14 protein-coding genes are annotated in these 16,738 nt (G+C 52.8%); 3 read left to right on the top strand and 11 right to left on the bottom strand.

Annotated features, from left to right (window positions below):
* Positions 1 to 81: 81 nt before the first annotated feature.
* Entirely contained in the window at positions 82 to 1,887 is a 1,806-nt protein-coding gene (locus MK110_18620; protein MCH2213318.1) for a hypothetical protein, read from the bottom strand.
* 720 nt (positions 1,888 to 2,607) lie between these two features.
* On the opposite strand from MK110_18620, the gene MK110_18615 reads away from it, so the two are divergent.
* Positions 2,608 to 3,543: a hypothetical protein gene (locus tag MK110_18615; protein ID MCH2213317.1), complete on the top strand. Its 936-nt coding sequence runs from the start codon at positions 2,608 to 2,610 to the stop codon at positions 3,541 to 3,543.
* A 149-nt stretch (positions 3,544 to 3,692) separates the two neighbouring features.
* Here the strand turns inward: MK110_18615 and MK110_18610 are convergent, their stop codons facing one another.
* Together MK110_18610 and MK110_18605 are read right to left on the bottom strand one after the other, a co-directional pair.
* Entirely contained in the window at positions 3,693 to 4,232 is a 540-nt protein-coding gene (locus MK110_18610; protein MCH2213316.1) for a gamma-glutamyltransferase, read from the bottom strand.
* A gap of 171 nt (positions 4,233 to 4,403) precedes the next feature.
* Positions 4,404 to 5,399, bottom strand: coding sequence for a DUF1080 domain-containing protein (locus MK110_18605; protein ID MCH2213315.1), 996 nt, complete (start codon positions 5,397 to 5,399; stop codon positions 4,404 to 4,406).
* Positions 5,400 to 5,751: 352 nt separating this feature from the next.
* Here MK110_18605 and MK110_18600 point away from each other — a divergent pair, with 352 nt between their 5' ends.
* A complete protein-coding gene (locus MK110_18600; GenBank protein ID MCH2213314.1) occupies positions 5,752 to 6,048 on the top strand; it encodes a 50S ribosomal protein L28 in 297 nt (98 codons plus the stop codon).
* 316 nt (positions 6,049 to 6,364) lie between these two features.
* Here MK110_18600 and MK110_18595 read toward each other — a convergent pair whose 3' ends face one another.
* The 7 genes from MK110_18595 to MK110_18565 form a co-directional block, all read right to left on the bottom strand.
* On the bottom strand, positions 6,365 to 7,789 hold the full coding sequence (locus MK110_18595) for an endo-1,4-beta-xylanase (protein ID MCH2213313.1): 1,425 nt from the start codon (positions 7,787 to 7,789) through the stop codon (positions 6,365 to 6,367).
* A complete protein-coding gene (locus tag MK110_18590; protein ID MCH2213312.1) occupies positions 7,780 to 8,232 on the bottom strand; it encodes an ATP-binding cassette domain-containing protein in 453 nt (150 codons plus the stop codon). Before MK110_18590 ends, MK110_18595 begins: the two co-directional genes overlap by 10 nt.
* 324 nt (positions 8,233 to 8,556) lie before the next feature.
* Positions 8,557 to 9,609: a hypothetical protein gene (locus MK110_18585; protein ID MCH2213311.1), complete on the bottom strand. Its 1,053-nt coding sequence runs from the start codon at positions 9,607 to 9,609 to the stop codon at positions 8,557 to 8,559.
* Between the two features lie 378 nt (positions 9,610 to 9,987).
* Complete coding sequence (locus tag MK110_18580; protein ID MCH2213310.1) at positions 9,988 to 10,857, bottom strand: tetratricopeptide repeat protein; 870 nt, start codon at positions 10,855 to 10,857, stop codon at positions 9,988 to 9,990.
* A 99-nt stretch (positions 10,858 to 10,956) separates the two neighbouring features.
* Positions 10,957 to 12,552: a glutamine-hydrolyzing GMP synthase gene (guaA, locus tag MK110_18575; GenBank protein ID MCH2213309.1), complete on the bottom strand. Its 1,596-nt coding sequence runs from the start codon at positions 12,550 to 12,552 to the stop codon at positions 10,957 to 10,959.
* A 283-nt stretch (positions 12,553 to 12,835) separates the two neighbouring features.
* On the bottom strand, positions 12,836 to 14,005 hold the full coding sequence (locus MK110_18570) for an aminotransferase class V-fold PLP-dependent enzyme (protein ID MCH2213308.1): 1,170 nt from the start codon (positions 14,003 to 14,005) through the stop codon (positions 12,836 to 12,838).
* Complete coding sequence (locus MK110_18565; GenBank protein MCH2213307.1) at positions 14,002 to 15,246, bottom strand: pyruvate carboxyltransferase; 1,245 nt, start codon at positions 15,244 to 15,246, stop codon at positions 14,002 to 14,004. Before MK110_18565 ends, MK110_18570 begins: the two co-directional genes overlap by 4 nt.
* A 333-nt stretch (positions 15,247 to 15,579) precedes the next feature.
* Here MK110_18565 and MK110_18560 point away from each other — a divergent pair, with 333 nt between their 5' ends.
* Positions 15,580 to 16,386, top strand: a complete 807-nt coding sequence (locus MK110_18560) for a hypothetical protein (GenBank protein ID MCH2213306.1) — start codon at positions 15,580 to 15,582, stop codon at positions 16,384 to 16,386.
* Positions 16,387 to 16,500: 114 nt separating this feature from the next.
* On the opposite strand, the gene MK110_18555 is transcribed toward MK110_18560, so the two are convergent.
* Positions 16,501 to 16,738 (bottom strand): DUF1559 domain-containing protein (locus MK110_18555; protein ID MCH2213305.1); only part of this gene is annotated, 238 nt, incomplete at its 5' end.

Here is a 16,738-nt window from a genome sequence, read left to right as displayed (position 1 = left end):
TCCCCAAATGGGCATCCGCAGGAAACTCGGCTGTTCAGCAAAACCAGGCTTCCACACAGTCAGAAAACGTTTTCCGGTCACCTATTGCAACTCAATATACAGCCAGCCGTCCTGACTGCTGAGAGCGATCGTCTGGAGACGAATTGTCTTGTTGCCCGATGCCTCAATATCGACTCCACCGTCCAGTCTTCGTTCGGGCAGTCTTGCTCTGATAATTCGTCGAATCTGATTGGCAGTTCCGGCTCTGCGGATTGCACTGACGCGTTCCATAGCAGTTGTACGTATGTCGGTCAGTTTTTCCGGAGGCAGCAGAACGATATCGGAATCCTCAATTCTCAGTCCAATCGGAACTTCGATTCTGTGTTTCGGAAGAGTTTCTTTTCCTTCCTGCTCGATCCTGATCTGCAGCACCAATACGACCTCGTCCTTATCGATCCGAACACGGACCGGGTTTTCTTCGTCAAAAACAAATGTTGCCCGAGAGTCATCATCAGAAACTTCAGAAACTGCGTCTGTGTCGTCAAGTTTGATGTCTCGCCGGAGTAACTCACTGAGTGATCCGGACAGCACCTCCATGAACTCATCTTCACGAATTGCACGCCCACCCAGTTCCAACCCGTCAATCAGATTGTTGACCGCCGTTTCATGCACCTGAATAGCAACACCGCGTTCAGGCAACGGAGCGAAAGGCTGACCGGTTCCTCCCAGGCGAGCCATCCCCATCATCCGGGAACTGACGGCAAGATGTGACTCGCTGGACCGCGATGAAATCGAATCCGGTCCAACCCCTTTGGCACGAAGTCCGGCAAACAGCTCGTCCTGGATAGAGGAATTGGCTTCGGCAAATCGTTCATTGATTTCGCTGTTGAATTCCGGCAATGCCTGATTCGCAATTTTCCGCGCAGCAATGAATTCTGACTGACCACGCTTTTCCTGAGCTTTCTGTCGAGCGATCTTGCGCACTAACGAGCCCACAATCGGCCATCCGTCATAATCGGTTTTTACACCAACCGTACGATTGTTTGTATTTACGTCAATTTTGGCCTCTCCGCTGCGGAGAGACTCGCCGTCAAAATAAACCGGGGCGTCGATCCGGAATGTGTGATTTCCACGAGTAAAAATCGTCGCCGGCTTTCTTCTCCCCCGTGTATTCGACGATGTTTGGCCATTCAACGTCAGCAAAAAATGACCTTTGCCTGTTGAACGCCTGATATCTGCAGAAACACTGGCATTGGTCTCCTGAGACCCGGTTACCCAGGCTCCCAGAATGCACTCGGCAATAGATCCGTTGCGCGTGCGATAGTCACTGACAAAACGAGACAGTATTGGTTCCGACAGAGTCACATGCACATTGTGATTAAAATAGTGTGTCATAAACACCGGGCGCAGGATTTCCATCACCGTGGTGTTGGATCTCAATTGCTGCCATGCGGTCCGTACAGCGGCCGCATCCGACACATCCGACGTCTCTTCAAATCGATTGGCGGCCGCCACGATCAATTTGATGGCATCAACTTCCTGTGTTGAAAGCGACTCAATGGCTTCTGCATGAAGTCCGGCGAGAATCAAATTCACTCGACGCCCTACCGACGATCGAAGGTCCCGCAGAGCATCATCACGAAGCATGGCTCGAACCTGTTCCCCTGCAGCCACACGTTCATCGACTCCCTGATCCAGATTGTAAAGTCCGAAGAGAGCAGCCGAAAGTTTTTCAGCCGTGGCCTCCGGCACAGTCTTTCCCAGCGACCGGGACTGAAATTCCTGAGGCGGCGTAAGCAATTCTAACGCATTGACAGTTCCATTCGCTGCGCCCCAAACCGCGACGAGCGCTATCAGGGTAAAACTGAAGTGTTTTCGGTCGTATCGCCCGAACATGTGAACTCCCATCTGTCATTGCTCCGTTTTATTCATCGGACGATACAAACCATCAGACTGCTTGAATTAAGCAATCGATCACAACTGACGCACACTGCGCACACCTCTCATGCGACTACTCATCCCAGCCCCCACGTACGGTACGTATCTTTCACATTCACTTCAAACGACACAGACTGTGCATGGCTTTTGACCACGGCCAATATCAATTCGTAACACAACCATTTGCTTTTAGAGTCATGTTGAGTTTGGAATTCGACTCTCGGATGACATCCGAACGGCGCCGAGCCGTTTGCACGAAACAACTTATGACGTCAACTGCGTTTGCCCCTCGAGAATCTCAGGCAATCCGAACAGAAAAACGTGCTCAGGCCCGGTTCAACGCAGCACAGCATGCCCGTTAATCTCAAAATCCGGACTCTGAATCTGAGAAACCAAGACAGTCAACGAGGATCGTCTTATGGACAGGACCGCCCCTTGCCTGGCTGTCCAACCAGCGATTTCTGCCGGTACTCAGACTGTCACCGGGTTAGACCACCTCCCAAGGTCTCGCAATGCCAGGAACCACTGCCAACCATATCTGAGAAGGACGAAATTATAATAAGGCAGTGATTTTCTTTTCTCTGCAGAAGCGCGGCAAACAACGAACCAAAGTTCTTTCAACCCGACGATCCGAGAACATGACTTAAAAAATGGGTCTCGTAGGGGTGAACCATCCGGGGAGATACCACGATGGATCTCTTTTTGGCCCTCGTGCTGATGACTCTCACTTCTCTGTGGGCGATGATCACGGGACGAAGGCTCGGACAATTCGCATCGAACAGATCGCGGCTCGTCGCTCAGATCGTGGTTGTGACAGCGTCAACGCTTTATTTGTCTTTCATCTGGAACCAGTCTCTTGTCACTTTAATACTCCCGCACGCAGCGCTGATCGTACTGGCCAACTGGCTTCCGATGATCGCCAGTTTTTTTACAGGGATGTATTGGTCTGCCACAGAAATCAGTCGGACTCGGCGTTTGTTCCTTGGGTCACTCACTCTCCTGCTGGCAAGTTACTCGATCGTTGCTCCGATTGTTGGACAGGCTCCTCGTTGCGCACCCGCAGCTCCCGACAGTCTTTTGATTTCTCAGTCGACTCCCTACACATGCTCCCCTGCCGTCGCTGCATCCCTGCTGAGACTTCACGGGATTGCAGCATCGGAAGCTGAAATGGCCCGACTGTGTCTCACCAGGAAGGGCACGCACTGGATGGGTTTGTATCGCGGGCTTAAATTAATGACTCAGGAAACATCCTGGGATGTAATGGCCCTGCCTTTTAGCCGTGATGCGATAATGAACCTTGACGGGTCTCCGGCTCTACTGTCGATCAATATTGATCCGGATCTGATCGAGAACGCCAAAGATCATGGTTTTCACGGCAGCAGGGGACATTCCGTACTTGTTCTGAGTTCCCGAAATGATCGGGAATTGATGGTGTTTGACCCCGCACCATCGTATGGCATTGAATGCTGGAATCGTGAGATTCTGTCGTGGGTATCCAACGGAGTCATCCTGTACCTCGAACCGCGTAACGGATCTGAGCAGGATGGTACGGTCCGAACAAGGATCAACAGAGCCACTGAAAACATCGATCATTTCGCTTACATCAGCTGGCGCACTCCGTTGTAGATGGCATCCGTACGGACCGTCCTGCGGCAGAATTCACATCACAACCGCATGCCGTCTCACGAATTCTCAAACCCGCAGGCTGAATATCCGATCCAGGCTAAAATCCGGTTGCCCCGCCATATTTTCGTAAGTCAGCGGCGCCTGGCAGATCATCGGCTCGGAGAGAGACGGACTGCTTGATACCCGCCGCAGAAATCCAGTCCACCTGGTGCCCCTCGTGCCTCAACAATTGATGAACCGCCCGAGGAATTCCTGATTCCATACGGAGTACATTCGGAAACCACTGATGATGAAACCTTCGTGCAGCCACTGCCTGGGAGGGTAACATGCCGAATACAAAATGGTTCAGTGTCACCTGTAACTGTCGCTGAAATAATTCGCGGACCGCCGGAAGCACCATTGGCAAAAACAGCGCGACCGTCCCGAACACTGTCAGGTTCCGGCCCCGTTTGTGTTTTGAACATATCACGTGTGGCCGCAACAGGAGCCGTCTCCCGATCATCCGGCGCGACAGCTTCCTGTGTCCGGGCATCCCGGATAAGCATGAAACCTCCGCCATCAATCCCGCAGCTGCCCGGGCGACACACCGACAGAGCAAACGACGAAGCGATCGCGGCATCCACCACGCTTCCACCCTGTCGAAGAATCTCCAGACCGGCTTCGCGGGGCGCCGGATGGTCCGTGGCCACGAACGCACGTGTCTAAGCGTTATCAGCCGACACCGATTCAATCGTATTCCACAGAAACCAGGACCAGATCAGAACGACGATGGCAAATTTCAGGTCACTTACCAAACGTGACGCTTCCTGAACATGAACACAGTGTCGTCCGCAACACAGTGTCACACTGTCGCCACTCGTTTACGGAACCGGCTGCACCCAGATGTTCCGAAATCGAACCTGATTACTGTGATCCTGCAGATAGATCGGACCATCCTCCGGACCTTCGGAGACTATATATGCTGTGGTAGCGTGACCGAGTTCCTGTGCGTCATGAATCTTGACACCATTATGCAGAACCGTGATCCGGGCATTTTGGGTCTTTCGGCCTGCCTGATCGTAGACAGCCTTCTGAAATTCCACGTCATACGTCTGCCATGACAGTGGCGGAAGGCACATGTTAACGGCCGGTGAGGCAATCTTATAGATCCCACCACATTCGTGATCGACGCCTTCCAGTCCGAATGAGTCCAGAATCTGGACTTCATAGCGCCCCTGGTGATAGCACCCGCTGTTAGAGCGACGCTGGCCCCGTGCTTTCGGCGAGTAAGACAGCATGAATTCCAGGTGCAGTTTGTAGCTGCCGAATTTCTGTCTGCTGGTAGCTCCCTGTTTCAACAGATTGTCGTCCAGAAGGTCCTCCTCAACAAAGTTGTCGGCATTGGATCCGTCAAACAGGACAACAGCACCATTGGGAGCTTCCGCACCCAGTGTGGGGCTCTTCCTCTTTACCTTGTTCAGTTCCCCCAGTTCGTTTCCACCTGCCGACAACGTCAGAATGCCGTCCCTGATCTCGCCGCTCTGTGCTCCACTATTCGATTTGAGGAAACACACACCATCAATAATTTCCCCGGATCCTGGGAATTTGGTTTCATCCAGCCCGTTCCATCCATCGCCCGGAAGACCACCTGAATATCCAACCGAACGGAATTTCCCGTCACCATCTGCAATCACCTGAACACCAAGTTTCACATCATTGCCATTGACTTCGATCGTGCCCGAGTACTCACCCTGGACCGCAAAGTCCGCATCCGCATGCTCAACATCCAGTATTTCCGTCGATTGGCCACGAACCTGACTGTGTACACCTGAGACTCCTGACAGAATCAGGGATACGCATAAAATTGTTATTTTCATTTAATCACTCGGTTTTCAGGAACAGGAAGAATCAAAGATCAGCGGGGCTCCTATATTCCCGAACATAATGAATGACGACCGACAGGATGTCCAACGATCCTCTCAGACAAGCCCCTGGAACTGCTGCTGGTTGTGAGTGCCGATGTTGAAACCCCCTTCTGCCTCGTCCCTGCTGCCCTGAGTGTCCATCCATGATGAGTTCGAACGAACGGCCGATCACTGCAACCGACAACACGGCAAACTGAATTGAAACTTATCCGCATTATCAGTACTGTGGGGGAATTGTGGACACTGCCTGCCGGTCCCGTGCCCATCTGCTGCGACAACTGCTGACTGGAACAGAGCTTAGGTCATGAGCACACTCAAAAAAAACAAGCGAATCAAACGAGCAAAGCAGCTTGAGTTATACGGTGATCTGAAGCCGGGACGAGGCAACAGGCTTAGCCAGCGTGGAAAACCCAAGTATCTGGGCGGAAACGGGCGCAAGACCACAGGTATTTCCGCACGAAAATTTAAGCGAAATATCCAGAAGATTCGAATCATCGAAGATGGTCAAGTCGTCCGGCGACGAATTCCTGTAAGTCTCATCCGATCGGGCAAGATCGAAAAACCAATGGTGACCGATCCATTTGCTTTGCCGACAGAATGACGACTACGAAGAACCATTCAGACCGGGACAGAGGCGGCTCACTGCGCACAATGGCTGAATCGATTCGGGTGTGGGGCTTTTTACTGCTTCACCAAGACAGCCCGCTGAGGCATGTGATACGAGTGCTGTTTTGCAAACGACGCAGACCGTTCTGACATCCTGTGACGTTCACAGAAAACAAACACTGAAAGTCACGTCGCAACCGATCCCGTGCCTCGACACCAGCGAAGTTGAGCCAAATTGGATCATCGCTGCTTTTGAGTCTTTGCGGTGGTGAGCTGCCGCGAGCCTGAGTTTCCGTAATCCATTCAAACCGTTAGTCATTCGCCCAGCAGTCACTTTCCAGGTCCCTGAGCTGTTGCCATGCCGGATGCAGCGCGGCATCCTCACTGATGAGTCCCACCTGTGTCTCGTCATCCTGCCAGCTTCCACAGTACAGTCCTGCAACTCGTTCTTTCGCCAAACACATCAACATGGTCTGTCGCAGCCACTGAGCCTGAACGGTGTCGATCTCGGAAGTGCGCCGAGCTTCCGGAAAAAACGTTGGCAGACTCAGTACAATATTCAGCGGAATCTGCAGTAGTGACCAGTGATCCAGCAGCTGCGAAAGCCCCAGCAGATCGCGAGGAAGGCTCTGCAGTGCACCGGTGCCGAAACGAATTTCCAGATTGACTTCGGCTATGGGGACACCGGTCCGACGCAGCGTGTCAATAAACTGAATGGGGGTGAGTCGGTTTCCACTGTCGCTCAAATACTCACCCCATGGCTGAATCACCCGGAGACTCATCTGAATTTGTCCGTCAACCTGACGAGCTGCTTCCACGGTCCGGATCACAAGGTTCAGCCGCTGTTGCTCGGTCAGCCCCGCAGTTCCTCCACAATTCGCTCCACAAAGAACCTCCCAGTGTCGAATGCGACCCACATAACGTCCGACGACCGTCTCCACGAAATCAGCTGCAAAACTCTGAAGATTGATGATATCACCGCGCCATGACATCATCCATTTAGGGAAACTGTCGTGAACCAGGTCAATCAGTGGTCCACCCTGAATGAACAGTTTATTTTCCGTAGCCCAGTCCACGAGTGCATCGAACTGGTCCCACTCATAGCGACCGTCTTCCGGCTCAAGATCAGCCCAGTTCGCCGGCAGTGTAACGGCAGAGAATACTTCCAGGAACCTGTCCGCAAACAACGGCACATCGCGCAAAACACACCCTAAAAGCATGGGAAAGTGCGATGCTCGCTGACGACGAAATGTCAACCGCTGGTTCGTGTACAGACGACACAGTTCGCCGATAGCGTCGCGTGTGACCAACAGAGACTGAATCGCTTCTGCTGCGGTGGCACCATGCATCGATGAACGAAAGAACATCTGCTGCGATTTTTTTATGAGTTCTTCCAGCAGAGTGGACACCTGCAGACCGGATCCGGTCCATGCTCCGTGAAAATTGCGAAGGCGGGACAGTTCACCTCTGGCCAGTTCCACTTCGAGTCGATAAATCTCATCGGATTCACGCAGGCTGGTCGTATGCGTAACAACAGGGGCCCCGTTTTCATGCGGCTGATACAGCAATCGCAGTTGGCTGCTTTCCGGATGAACACGATGGCACTGCAGGCGACCGTCATTTAACACAGTATCGGAAGCAATGACTCTTCCGTCGAACATCACAAAATCGGCATGGTTCAGGCCATATCGAGGCAGGTAATCCGGGTACTCCACGTCAAATTGAATTACACCCATTTAACCAATACCCCGTTCCTGTCCCGATCTCTGGTTGCCACACAAAAAATACTAGGTTTCAGTCTGCGGACGGGCACCGAAGGCACAGGATCGAGACTCACGATCGACAAAACTTCTTCCGCATTGCCGTGGTCGAGCGAGCGAAAATACTCCAGGTTTTCCCGGACGGACAACTTAAGATACTGACTGAGAGTATCGAAACTACCGTCGATCGACCTGTACAAATCGACATTCCATTCTGCGGGCAGCCTGTCCAGGATTTGAACCCGACCTTGCCAGGCTTTAATAAAACCGATCAGGATATTTTTTATGGTCGTTTTTCCGGCGCCGCGGTGACCGAGAAAGCCAAACGCTTCTGGTTGCTTAACATCGAATGAAAGTTCCCGCACGGGCGGAGACGCCGCACTGCGGCAGATATAGTTTAAGCCCTCGACACGAATCATGGCTGGCCTTCATTCGTGGTTGCCGCGTGTTTGATTCATGGAAATTCCTTCTATGCAAAGTGCTTCTCCAGGGCAAGAATAATCACTGCCGCAAACACCGGCCTGTCGAAACACCAAAGCCCTGCAGGTCCGGGTCTCGGGGTGAGTGCGATGAGCAAACACAGCTCCTTCACCAAACTTCGTGACCATACGACTCTTCGTTGCGGTCCACATAAACGACGTACCTGTACCGGTCGGATCGGATACCCTGTCCGCTGTCTCGGGCGGCGGCAGTTTCCTGTCTGCGTCGCCGCCCCGCGTCTTTTCCGCGTCTGCAGAGTGGCTCTACGTCAACGCTGCCAGAATCAAGTTGGTCGACTCGATGATGCGTTGATCACGCGGACGCAGATCCGGTTCAAACGTTTTGCCGGTCAAGTGCTGCAAACCAGCGATATAGCGAACGGCAATTTCATTACTTTGCTCTGCTGAAAACTGCATGTCTGTGTTCTTGACCATGCCACGGGCAAATTCTTTTGAGAAAGAAACCGGTTTGCCGTCACGTTCAATCACTGCACCATCATCGTTCAGTTTCCAGAAACGGGACGAATCCATGGTATAAAGTTCATCTGCCGCAACGGTTTGGTTAGCGACGTTGATGCCGTGCTCTGTTTTGGTATCGACCAAAACCATGCCTTTTTCACGCAAATATTGTGACACGATACCGAAAGCCATGATCGAGGCGTTACGAATATGCTGGTACTGGCCTAAAGTGCAAACTCCGTTCTCAATTAAATAGTCCGGATCGATGGTTCGGTCAACTTTGTCCTTGGTTGAAGGAGTGTCCATGAGGTAGGGGAGTTTGCCATTCGGACTGAGTGAATTCACAGTAATTTCATGCCCGGCATATTCAAATTCGGACAATCCCTCCTCTTTTGCTTTCAGCCAATGCTGATACAAAGAAGTAGATGTCGAACTTTCGGCCATGTACATGCGCACTACATTTTCAACCATGAGCAGATTTAGATTTTCTGCGGGAATGACCGTTGAAGATGGCAGCAATCCCTCAACCTCAAACTGGGATGATCCCAGAGTATCTTTCACAAGACTCAGCATGTGGTCATGATTTTGGGCTAAGACCTGATCCTTGAAAGGAATGGCGCCTCGGTTAACGTCGTGCGTGGAAATACGGTTCCCACGAAACATTAAACGAACGGGCACCCCGTCCTTTGTTTTTAGACTGTCGCTAAAAACCGAATCTGACACTTTTCCTTCCAGCACGGTGGCGCCGGTCAGCTTGGAAATTTCATTGTCAGCAATGATTTGCTTGATCGTCCTGCCTTCATTTACACGCGGCCCATAATCACTAACAAGTTCCTTGATTTCATTGTCCGTCAGCATGTGATTCTCCAAATTGATCGCAAAATGTATCTTTCCCGGGTCTTTTCCTCTCGACCGCACATGGAAGATAAAAGTGACTCGCTGAACCGTCAACTATGGCACGATTAATGTTTGGGAATGACCGGCGATGACGGAAATATCTGCATTGAACAGATCGTCGGTGTGTTGGGACGGGAACAGTGAACCTCCCGAACATGTCGTTGAGCGCACAACGACACGATACATCAAAAGATTCCACACGCTGACAGCGACAACGTTTTCGTCTGAAACCACCGCAGTGGTGTGACAGCAATCATCCGATAGATAAGCCGGCAGTGAAAGCACCCCTCGGCTGCAGGAAACAGCCTTGAAGTACGATTCCAAAGCAACAGCATTCGCTTAATAATAGGCGGTTGACAGCTGGCGTCTAAATTTTGACGCCAATTGGGATTTTGGCCCCATCATGGCCAAAACTCCAACCATGGCGTCTTTCGCCTGATCCCGATGTTCACCGAAGTTGTTGCGAATGACTTCCAGTAACATCTCACACGACTCTTCAAATTTTTTGTCGACGCCCAGGGCCTCTGCAAGCCGGATCTGCAGTTCGCAATTCTCGGGGTCTGCGGCCAGTTCCGCGCGGGCTCGTGTTGTTCCTCCGGAATCTTCAACCTGACTCCTGATCGACAGCTGATCTTTCAATGCTTCGGCATCAGCTTCAAGAAACCCCCGAGATTCCAGCTTTTCAATAATTTCAGCACATTCCTGAATGCGATCCTGTGCCAGCAGAACCCTGGCCAGAGCGATGGCAAATTCTGACTTATCGGGGTCGAGTTCCAAAGCCTTGCGGAACTCCGATTCAGCATCGTCGATTCGACCTTCGGTTTCGGCAGCCAGTCCTGTATTCCATGCCTCAACCGCCGGAGACGGCAGGAACCCGTCCAGCCAGCTGCGAACTGCCGTTTCATCATGTGCACCTGGCAGCTGAGTTGCCGGCTGACCATCGATAAACCCAAGTACGAGCGGAATCGACTGCACTCCAATGGCTCCGGCAATTTCCGGACACTCGTCCACATTGATTTTGACCAGTCGGAACCGACCGGCGTACTCGTTTGCCAGCTTCTCCAGAATCGGCATCAACTGACGACATGGTGCGCACCAGTCCGCCCAAAAATCGGCAACCACAGGAAGTTGCATTGACGCTTCAACAACGTCAGCCCGAAACGTTTCACTGGTGGCAGAAATAATATTGGCGTTTTCGGAATCCGACATTCGGCTGCTCTTCTTATTTTTTAACGACCCGGCAGAGAACGACGATGCCGGCATATTTTCCACAGGATGTCCAAATATTTCCGCCAGAGATACTGTGATCTATTCCCACTCAATCGTCGCAGGCGGCTTCGAGCTGACATCGTAAACAACTCGGTTGATTCCGCGAACCGTATTGATAATACGTGTTGAAACTCGCTGCAGAACGTCGTGTGGAAAATCAAACCAGTCGGCCGTCATAAAGTCATCTGTCTGAACGGCTCTGACCGCAGCCACATTCTCGTAAGTACGATCGTCTCCCATGACTCCCACTGACTGAACCGGCAGCAACACAACAAACGCCTGCTGAATTTCCCGGTAAAGATTTGCTGCGTGCAGTTCCTCAATCAGAATCGTGTCGGCCTCGCGCACGATCTCCAGTCGTTCTTCGGTAATTTCGCCCAGGCAGCGAACAGCCAGACCAGGTCCGGGGAAGGGGTGCCGCCAAACAAGTTTCTCCGGCAGCCCCAGTTCCAGCCCCATGCGGCGAACTTCATCCTTAAACATATCCCGAAGCGGTTCGATCAATTCAAAACCCAGTTCATCCGGCAGCCCGCCCACATTGTGGTGAGCCTTGATTGTCGCGGCCGGGCCGTCCGGATTGGCACCGCTTTCAATCACATCCGGATAGAGAGTTCCCTGAGCAAGATACCTGGCATTTGGAATCGACTTTGCCGCATCCCGAAAACACTCAATGAACACCCGCCCGATGATCTTCCGTTTGGTTTGGGGATCGGTCACACCCGCTAGTTCGGTCAGGAAACGTTCCCGGGCGTCTACCACACGCAGATCGGTACGGAAGTGACTGGTGAATTCACGGACAACCTGTTCTCGTTCGCCTTTCCGCAGCAGTCCGTTGTCCACAAATATACAGGACAATTGAGTACCAATCGATCGGGCAATCAACGCCGCCGTGACGGACGAATCCACCCCGCCGGATAGCCCGCAAATCACTCTGTCTTCACCAACACGCTCACGAATGATCTTCGACTGCTGTTCAATCAGTGAACTGATATGCCAGGAACCCTGACAGCCGCAGATCTCAACGACAAAATTTTCCAGGAGCTGCGCTCCAAAATCGGTATGAGTGACTTCCGGATGAAACTGCAAACCATAGACGGGGCGACTGACGTGCCGCACGGCTGCATTTGGACAAGTTTCGGTACTGGCAATTGTCTCGAACCCGTCAGAAAGCTCTCCAACCTGATCGCCATGACTCATCCACGCAGTAAATGTCTGCGGAATATTTTTAAATAACGTGTTGTCCGACTCGACCCGACAGGGAGCACGCCCGAACTCACGTGAGTCGGCTGCAAGGATCGTGCCTCCCAAAAACTGACAGCTGATCTGCATTCCATAGCAGATCCCCAGAATCGGCAGGCCGAGCTCGAAGATTCCCGGATCGATCCCGGGCGCACCATCGTCGTAGACACTGGAAGGGCCTCCTGACAGGATGAGCCCTTTGGGCTGCAACTCCTGAATTCGCTCGGCTGTCAGATCGTGCCGAACAATTTGACAAAAGACATTCCGGTCACGAACGCGGCGAGCGATCAGCTGCGTCGTCTGTCCTCCAAAATCGAGCACCAGGATCAAGTCTGCCTGGTGATGTGCAGGACTGCTCGTCAGGCAAGCGTCACTGGCTGAAGCAGAATCCAACATCCATCCGTCTTCTCATCGATAGCACGGCCCAATCACAGCCGTGGAACTCGGGAAAACGACGCAGCTTAGCAGACGTCACGTTTTTCACAATCGCCGGAAGACGGTTCAACCGAAGCCACTGCATTCCGCCGCCAAAGGCCTGCCTGAACAGCGTCCCAACCTCCTGCTTTTGGTGTGGAACGATGGCATTATACCAGACTCGTCTCAGAGCGGTTCACCTGTACAAATACAGATAAAACGTCGTTGATGTCATGTTCTCACGGACACCACACACACGGGCCACTCAATATCCGCTAACAATCTGCGACACGGCATCAACGGCCTGATCGATTTCTTCGTCTGTGGTAAACAAACCGGGACTCAGGCGAATCGTGCCCCCGGAAGACTCGGTACCCAGAGTGCGGTGAGCCAGCGGAGCGCAGTGCAGACCTGCTCGGCACTGAATTCCAAATGACTGACTCAGAATGACCGCGACCTCGTGTGGGTCGATCCCCGAGATAAAAAATGACACCACACCAACGTTCTGATCAACCGAAGGTTCACAACAGACAGTGACCCTGGGGATCTCACTGAGTCGTCGAATCAGGTCCGGAATCTGCCGATGATGCCGCTCCAGCAGAGTCCGAAATTCATCCGTGTTGCGCCAACTCAGCGCCGCAGCCAGTCCGGCAATCCCCGGCATGTTCAGATTCCCGCTTTCCAGCAATTCAGGCATCAGTACCGGCTGTTGCACGGAACTGCTGTCTGTTCCGGTACCACCACAACGAAAGGAAATCATACGATCTGTCACAGAAGGCCTGACATAAACGAAACCAGTGCCCAACGGACCGCCCAGGGCCTTGTGACCGGGAGCGGCCAGAAGATCGAGATCAAGTGTCTGGACATTGAGCGGCACGTGGCCAACAGCCTGGGCCCCGTCGACCAGAACAATTGCAGCAACAGACTTTGCCGCCCGGATCAGCTGCGGTAGCGGCTGCACAATGCCGGTGACATTGGACGCCATGTTAAGAATAACCAGCGATGGTGAGTGCGTTCGACAGCTTTGTTCGAATTGATTGCTGTCGACGACTCCTGAGGCGGAATCAAATGGCACGTAGTCAACAGTAATCGACAACCGGTCCCTAAGTTGCTCCAGCGGACGGACCACGGAATTGTGCTCCAGTGTGGTGGTCAGCACTCGATCTCCACTGCGCAGAACCCCTCTGAGTAACAGGTTCAATCCATCGGTCGCATTGAATGTAAATGCGACCGATCGGGGATCCTGGGCACCAATCATTTGCGCCAGTTGATGGCGACAGCGGTCCGCCACAGAATCCGCCGTTTCAGATCCGTGTGTGCCGCGAGCAAACGCCGCCCCGGTTCGCCGCTGGTACATGTCGACCGCGTCGTAGACAGCTTCCGCCTTGGGAAAGCTCGTCGTCGCATTGTCCAGATAAATCGTGCCGGAGTTCACGCTGGTTCTCGCAACGACTGTGCCAGCTCCTGCAGCAAGGTATCGTCCACCACAGTCCCTTTCGGCAACTGCTTGATCAACTCCACAACTTCCATCACTCCGCTCTCGTCGAACAACATTCCAATGGATTCCAGCCGGTGCGCCACGGCTCGTCGACCACTGTGACGACCGAGGACCAGTTGAATCCCGTCAGCTCCGACAACTTCCGGGCGAAACGGCAGATACGTGTCGGGATGCTTCAACAAACCATCCTGATGAATTCCGGCTTCGGTGGCAAAGACATTCGAACCACCCACTGGTTTCATACGAGGAATCATAACGCTGGTGAGTTCGGCAACCAGCTTACACAACGGGGCCAGTTTGGTTGTGTCCAGACGAAACGTACGATTGTACTGGTCCGGATTCATGGCAAGGGCCATCGCAACCTCCTCCAGTGATGCATTACCGGCACGCTCTCCAATTCCGTTGACCGTGCACTGCACGACATTGGCTCCCTGTTTGACGCAGGCCAGTGTATTGGCAACAGCCAGACCCAGATCGTTATGGAAATGAACCGCCAGCAGAGCGCGATCCAGGTTATGAACTTTATCCTGGATCGCCTTAATAAAATCGGCCGCCTTTTCCGGCGTCAGCACACCGACAGTGTCCGGAAAACCGATGGTTGTGGCCCCACTGTCGATTGCTTCCACGTAGCATTTGCACAGGTAATCAAGTTCAGTGCGACTGGCGTCTTCCGGACTGAACGCAATGATTCTGAAACGATCAGCGGCATAACTGATGGAATCCGTAATGATTTTAAGAACCTGAGTCTGATTTTTTTCAAGTTTGTGTTTCCGGTGCAGCGGACTAGTACCACAGAACAGACTCACACCGCGCTTATGATCCGGATTTCCATCCAAAGCCCGATCTGCTGCGTCAACATCTGAATTGACTGTACGACACAATGCGGTGAGGACCGGCTTCCTAATGACTCCGATCATTTTCCGGATGGCATCGACATCCTGTTCACTGGACGCCGGAAATCCGGCATCCAGTGAGTGCACTCCTGCTGCCTCCAGCGCTTTGGCAATCTGAAGTTTGTCATCGGGTTCCAGAGTCGCCCCGGGCATCTGCTCCCCGTCACGCAGTGTCGTGTCACTGAACAGCACCATCCCGGAACGTTTGTGATGAGTGATCACAGCATGCCGCACGGTATGCGTGACTCGATCATGGATTCGCTGAAGCAGGCCGCTGGATGCCATTGAGTCGTCCGACGCTTTAAGTTGTCAATCAAGTCGTAAAAACCCAAAGCAGTCTCAACGTACTGGTTGGCAGGGTTCCGGGACACATGCGACGCATTCCAGTACGGGGTGCCTCCTGTCCGACGATTTACCGGCTGGAGTTGCTGACATTCCGCAGCCGGTATCGTTCCTTCTTCGATCAATCGTCTGAATTCATCACAGTCTCCCGACTATACACGTTAGCGACCCGGCCTCCCGCAGAGCAACCGGATGCTGGTCGGGATTGACGCCGGGCCCGGAATTGCAGGAAACTCAGCTGCATATTCCTTCCGTCATTCCTCTCAAGCCGCTGTCATGACTCAAATCACCCTGATCGGCGACACCGCGGTTGCGGAATTCTCCCCCCTGATCCGCTGGATTCGTAAACAGTTCCCGTCCGTCGTCAACAAAACGTTTGTTGATATTCCGACGTGGGAACGGCGACGAGAAGTGCAGGAGCAGGATCAGATGACAATCGTGTTGCAGACACGCTCCGATCAGTTTGCTCCAAGCGATGTGGACCGACTCATTGGTGAAACCCTGTTTTCCACGGTGTTGTGCTGTTTCGGATCCTGGTGCGAGGGAGATGGTCGTAGCCGTGATATCTGGCCGCACAGCACACGTGTCCCCTTACGATACGCCAGACAGCTAATTGCGGCTGAGGTTCACCGAATCACTTCCGACCGTGCGGCATTGCCGCTTACCGCGGCCCGCGATGAAGTGTTTCTGCATCGGCACTCGGCTCCTGCTGCCCCGCAGACAAATCGAAAAGGGACTGCTGTGGTCATCAGTGCAGACCGGGTTTATCGATCGGTATTTGCGGATGCCATGCAGTCCTCCGGGTGGAAAGTCACCACAAGCGGCCTGGGTCCTGACAGACTACATCTAATCCGCACAACGCAGCTGCTGGTCCATGATCTGGATCCTCAGTCAGAGGCGGTCAACGCTTCTTTGTCTGCTTCACGTACCCGATTTCCAAATGCGAAATTCGTTGGCATTGCCCACATGCCACAGCAACTTAAAATCAGGCTGTCTGCAGATCTTCGGATTGTCCCAAAACTGGACCCCGTGCTGGCGGTTGAGCAGATAGAACAACGGAGCCTACATACAAGTTCGATCTGATCTGAATTGATTGGAATCGAAAATGAGCTGTCGTCCCTGAGAAGCGCAAAAAAAAGCCGTTCGGCCAGGCCAGACCGAACGGCGATGCTCATGCAGTGTCAGAGGCACGGATGCTTAGAAGTCCGTTCCACTGAGCGGCTCTTCCGGGCCAATCGCACTTCTGATCCGCGTTCCACCAGGTGTCATGAGACGCAGATAAACTCCCTGATCGATGTTTTCGCTGAGGTTACGCACTGAACCGTCGCAATAACCGACAACAACAATCCCTGGATGCGATGAGTTCAAAGAAGGAGTTTCGCCTTCGACACCAATATTCTTCGAATTATTCGGAAATGTATTATATGTCGCACTC

This window comes from Fuerstiella sp. (genome assembly GCA_022447225.1).
Classification (GTDB): Bacteria; Planctomycetota; Planctomycetia; order Planctomycetales; family Planctomycetaceae; genus S139-18.
Note: the sequence above shows the minus strand (reverse complement) of the source record. Positions and strands in the feature narration are given on the sequence as shown.

What these genes read in the sequence shown, in the direction of transcription:
- MK110_18620 (MCH2213318.1), bottom strand. Translation starts at nt 1,887, where the DNA reads ATGGGAGTTCACATGTTCGGGCGATACGACCGAAAACACTTCAGTTTT.
- MK110_18615 (MCH2213317.1), top strand. Translation starts at nt 2,608, where the DNA reads ATGGATCTCTTTTTGGCCCTCGTGCTGATGACTCTCACTTCTCTGTGG.
- MK110_18605 (MCH2213315.1), bottom strand. Translation starts at nt 5,399, where the DNA reads ATGAAAATAACAATTTTATGCGTATCCCTGATTCTGTCAGGAGTCTCA.
- MK110_18600 (MCH2213314.1), top strand. Translation starts at nt 5,752, where the DNA reads ATGAGCACACTCAAAAAAAACAAGCGAATCAAACGAGCAAAGCAGCTT.
- MK110_18595 (MCH2213313.1), bottom strand. Translation starts at nt 7,789, where the DNA reads ATGGGTGTAATTCAATTTGACGTGGAGTACCCGGATTACCTGCCTCGA.
- MK110_18590 (MCH2213312.1), bottom strand. Translation starts at nt 8,232, where the DNA reads ATGATTCGTGTCGAGGGCTTAAACTATATCTGCCGCAGTGCGGCGTCT.
- MK110_18585 (MCH2213311.1), bottom strand. Translation starts at nt 9,609, where the DNA reads ATGCTGACGGACAATGAAATCAAGGAACTTGTTAGTGATTATGGGCCG.
- MK110_18580 (MCH2213310.1), bottom strand. Translation starts at nt 10,857, where the DNA reads ATGTCGGATTCCGAAAACGCCAATATTATTTCTGCCACCAGTGAAACG.
- guaA (MCH2213309.1), bottom strand. Translation starts at nt 12,552, where the DNA reads ATGTTGGATTCTGCTTCAGCCAGTGACGCTTGCCTGACGAGCAGTCCT.
- MK110_18565 (MCH2213307.1), bottom strand. Translation starts at nt 15,246, where the DNA reads ATGGCATCCAGCGGCCTGCTTCAGCGAATCCATGATCGAGTCACGCAT.
- MK110_18560 (MCH2213306.1), top strand. Translation starts at nt 15,580, where the DNA reads ATGACTCAAATCACCCTGATCGGCGACACCGCGGTTGCGGAATTCTCC.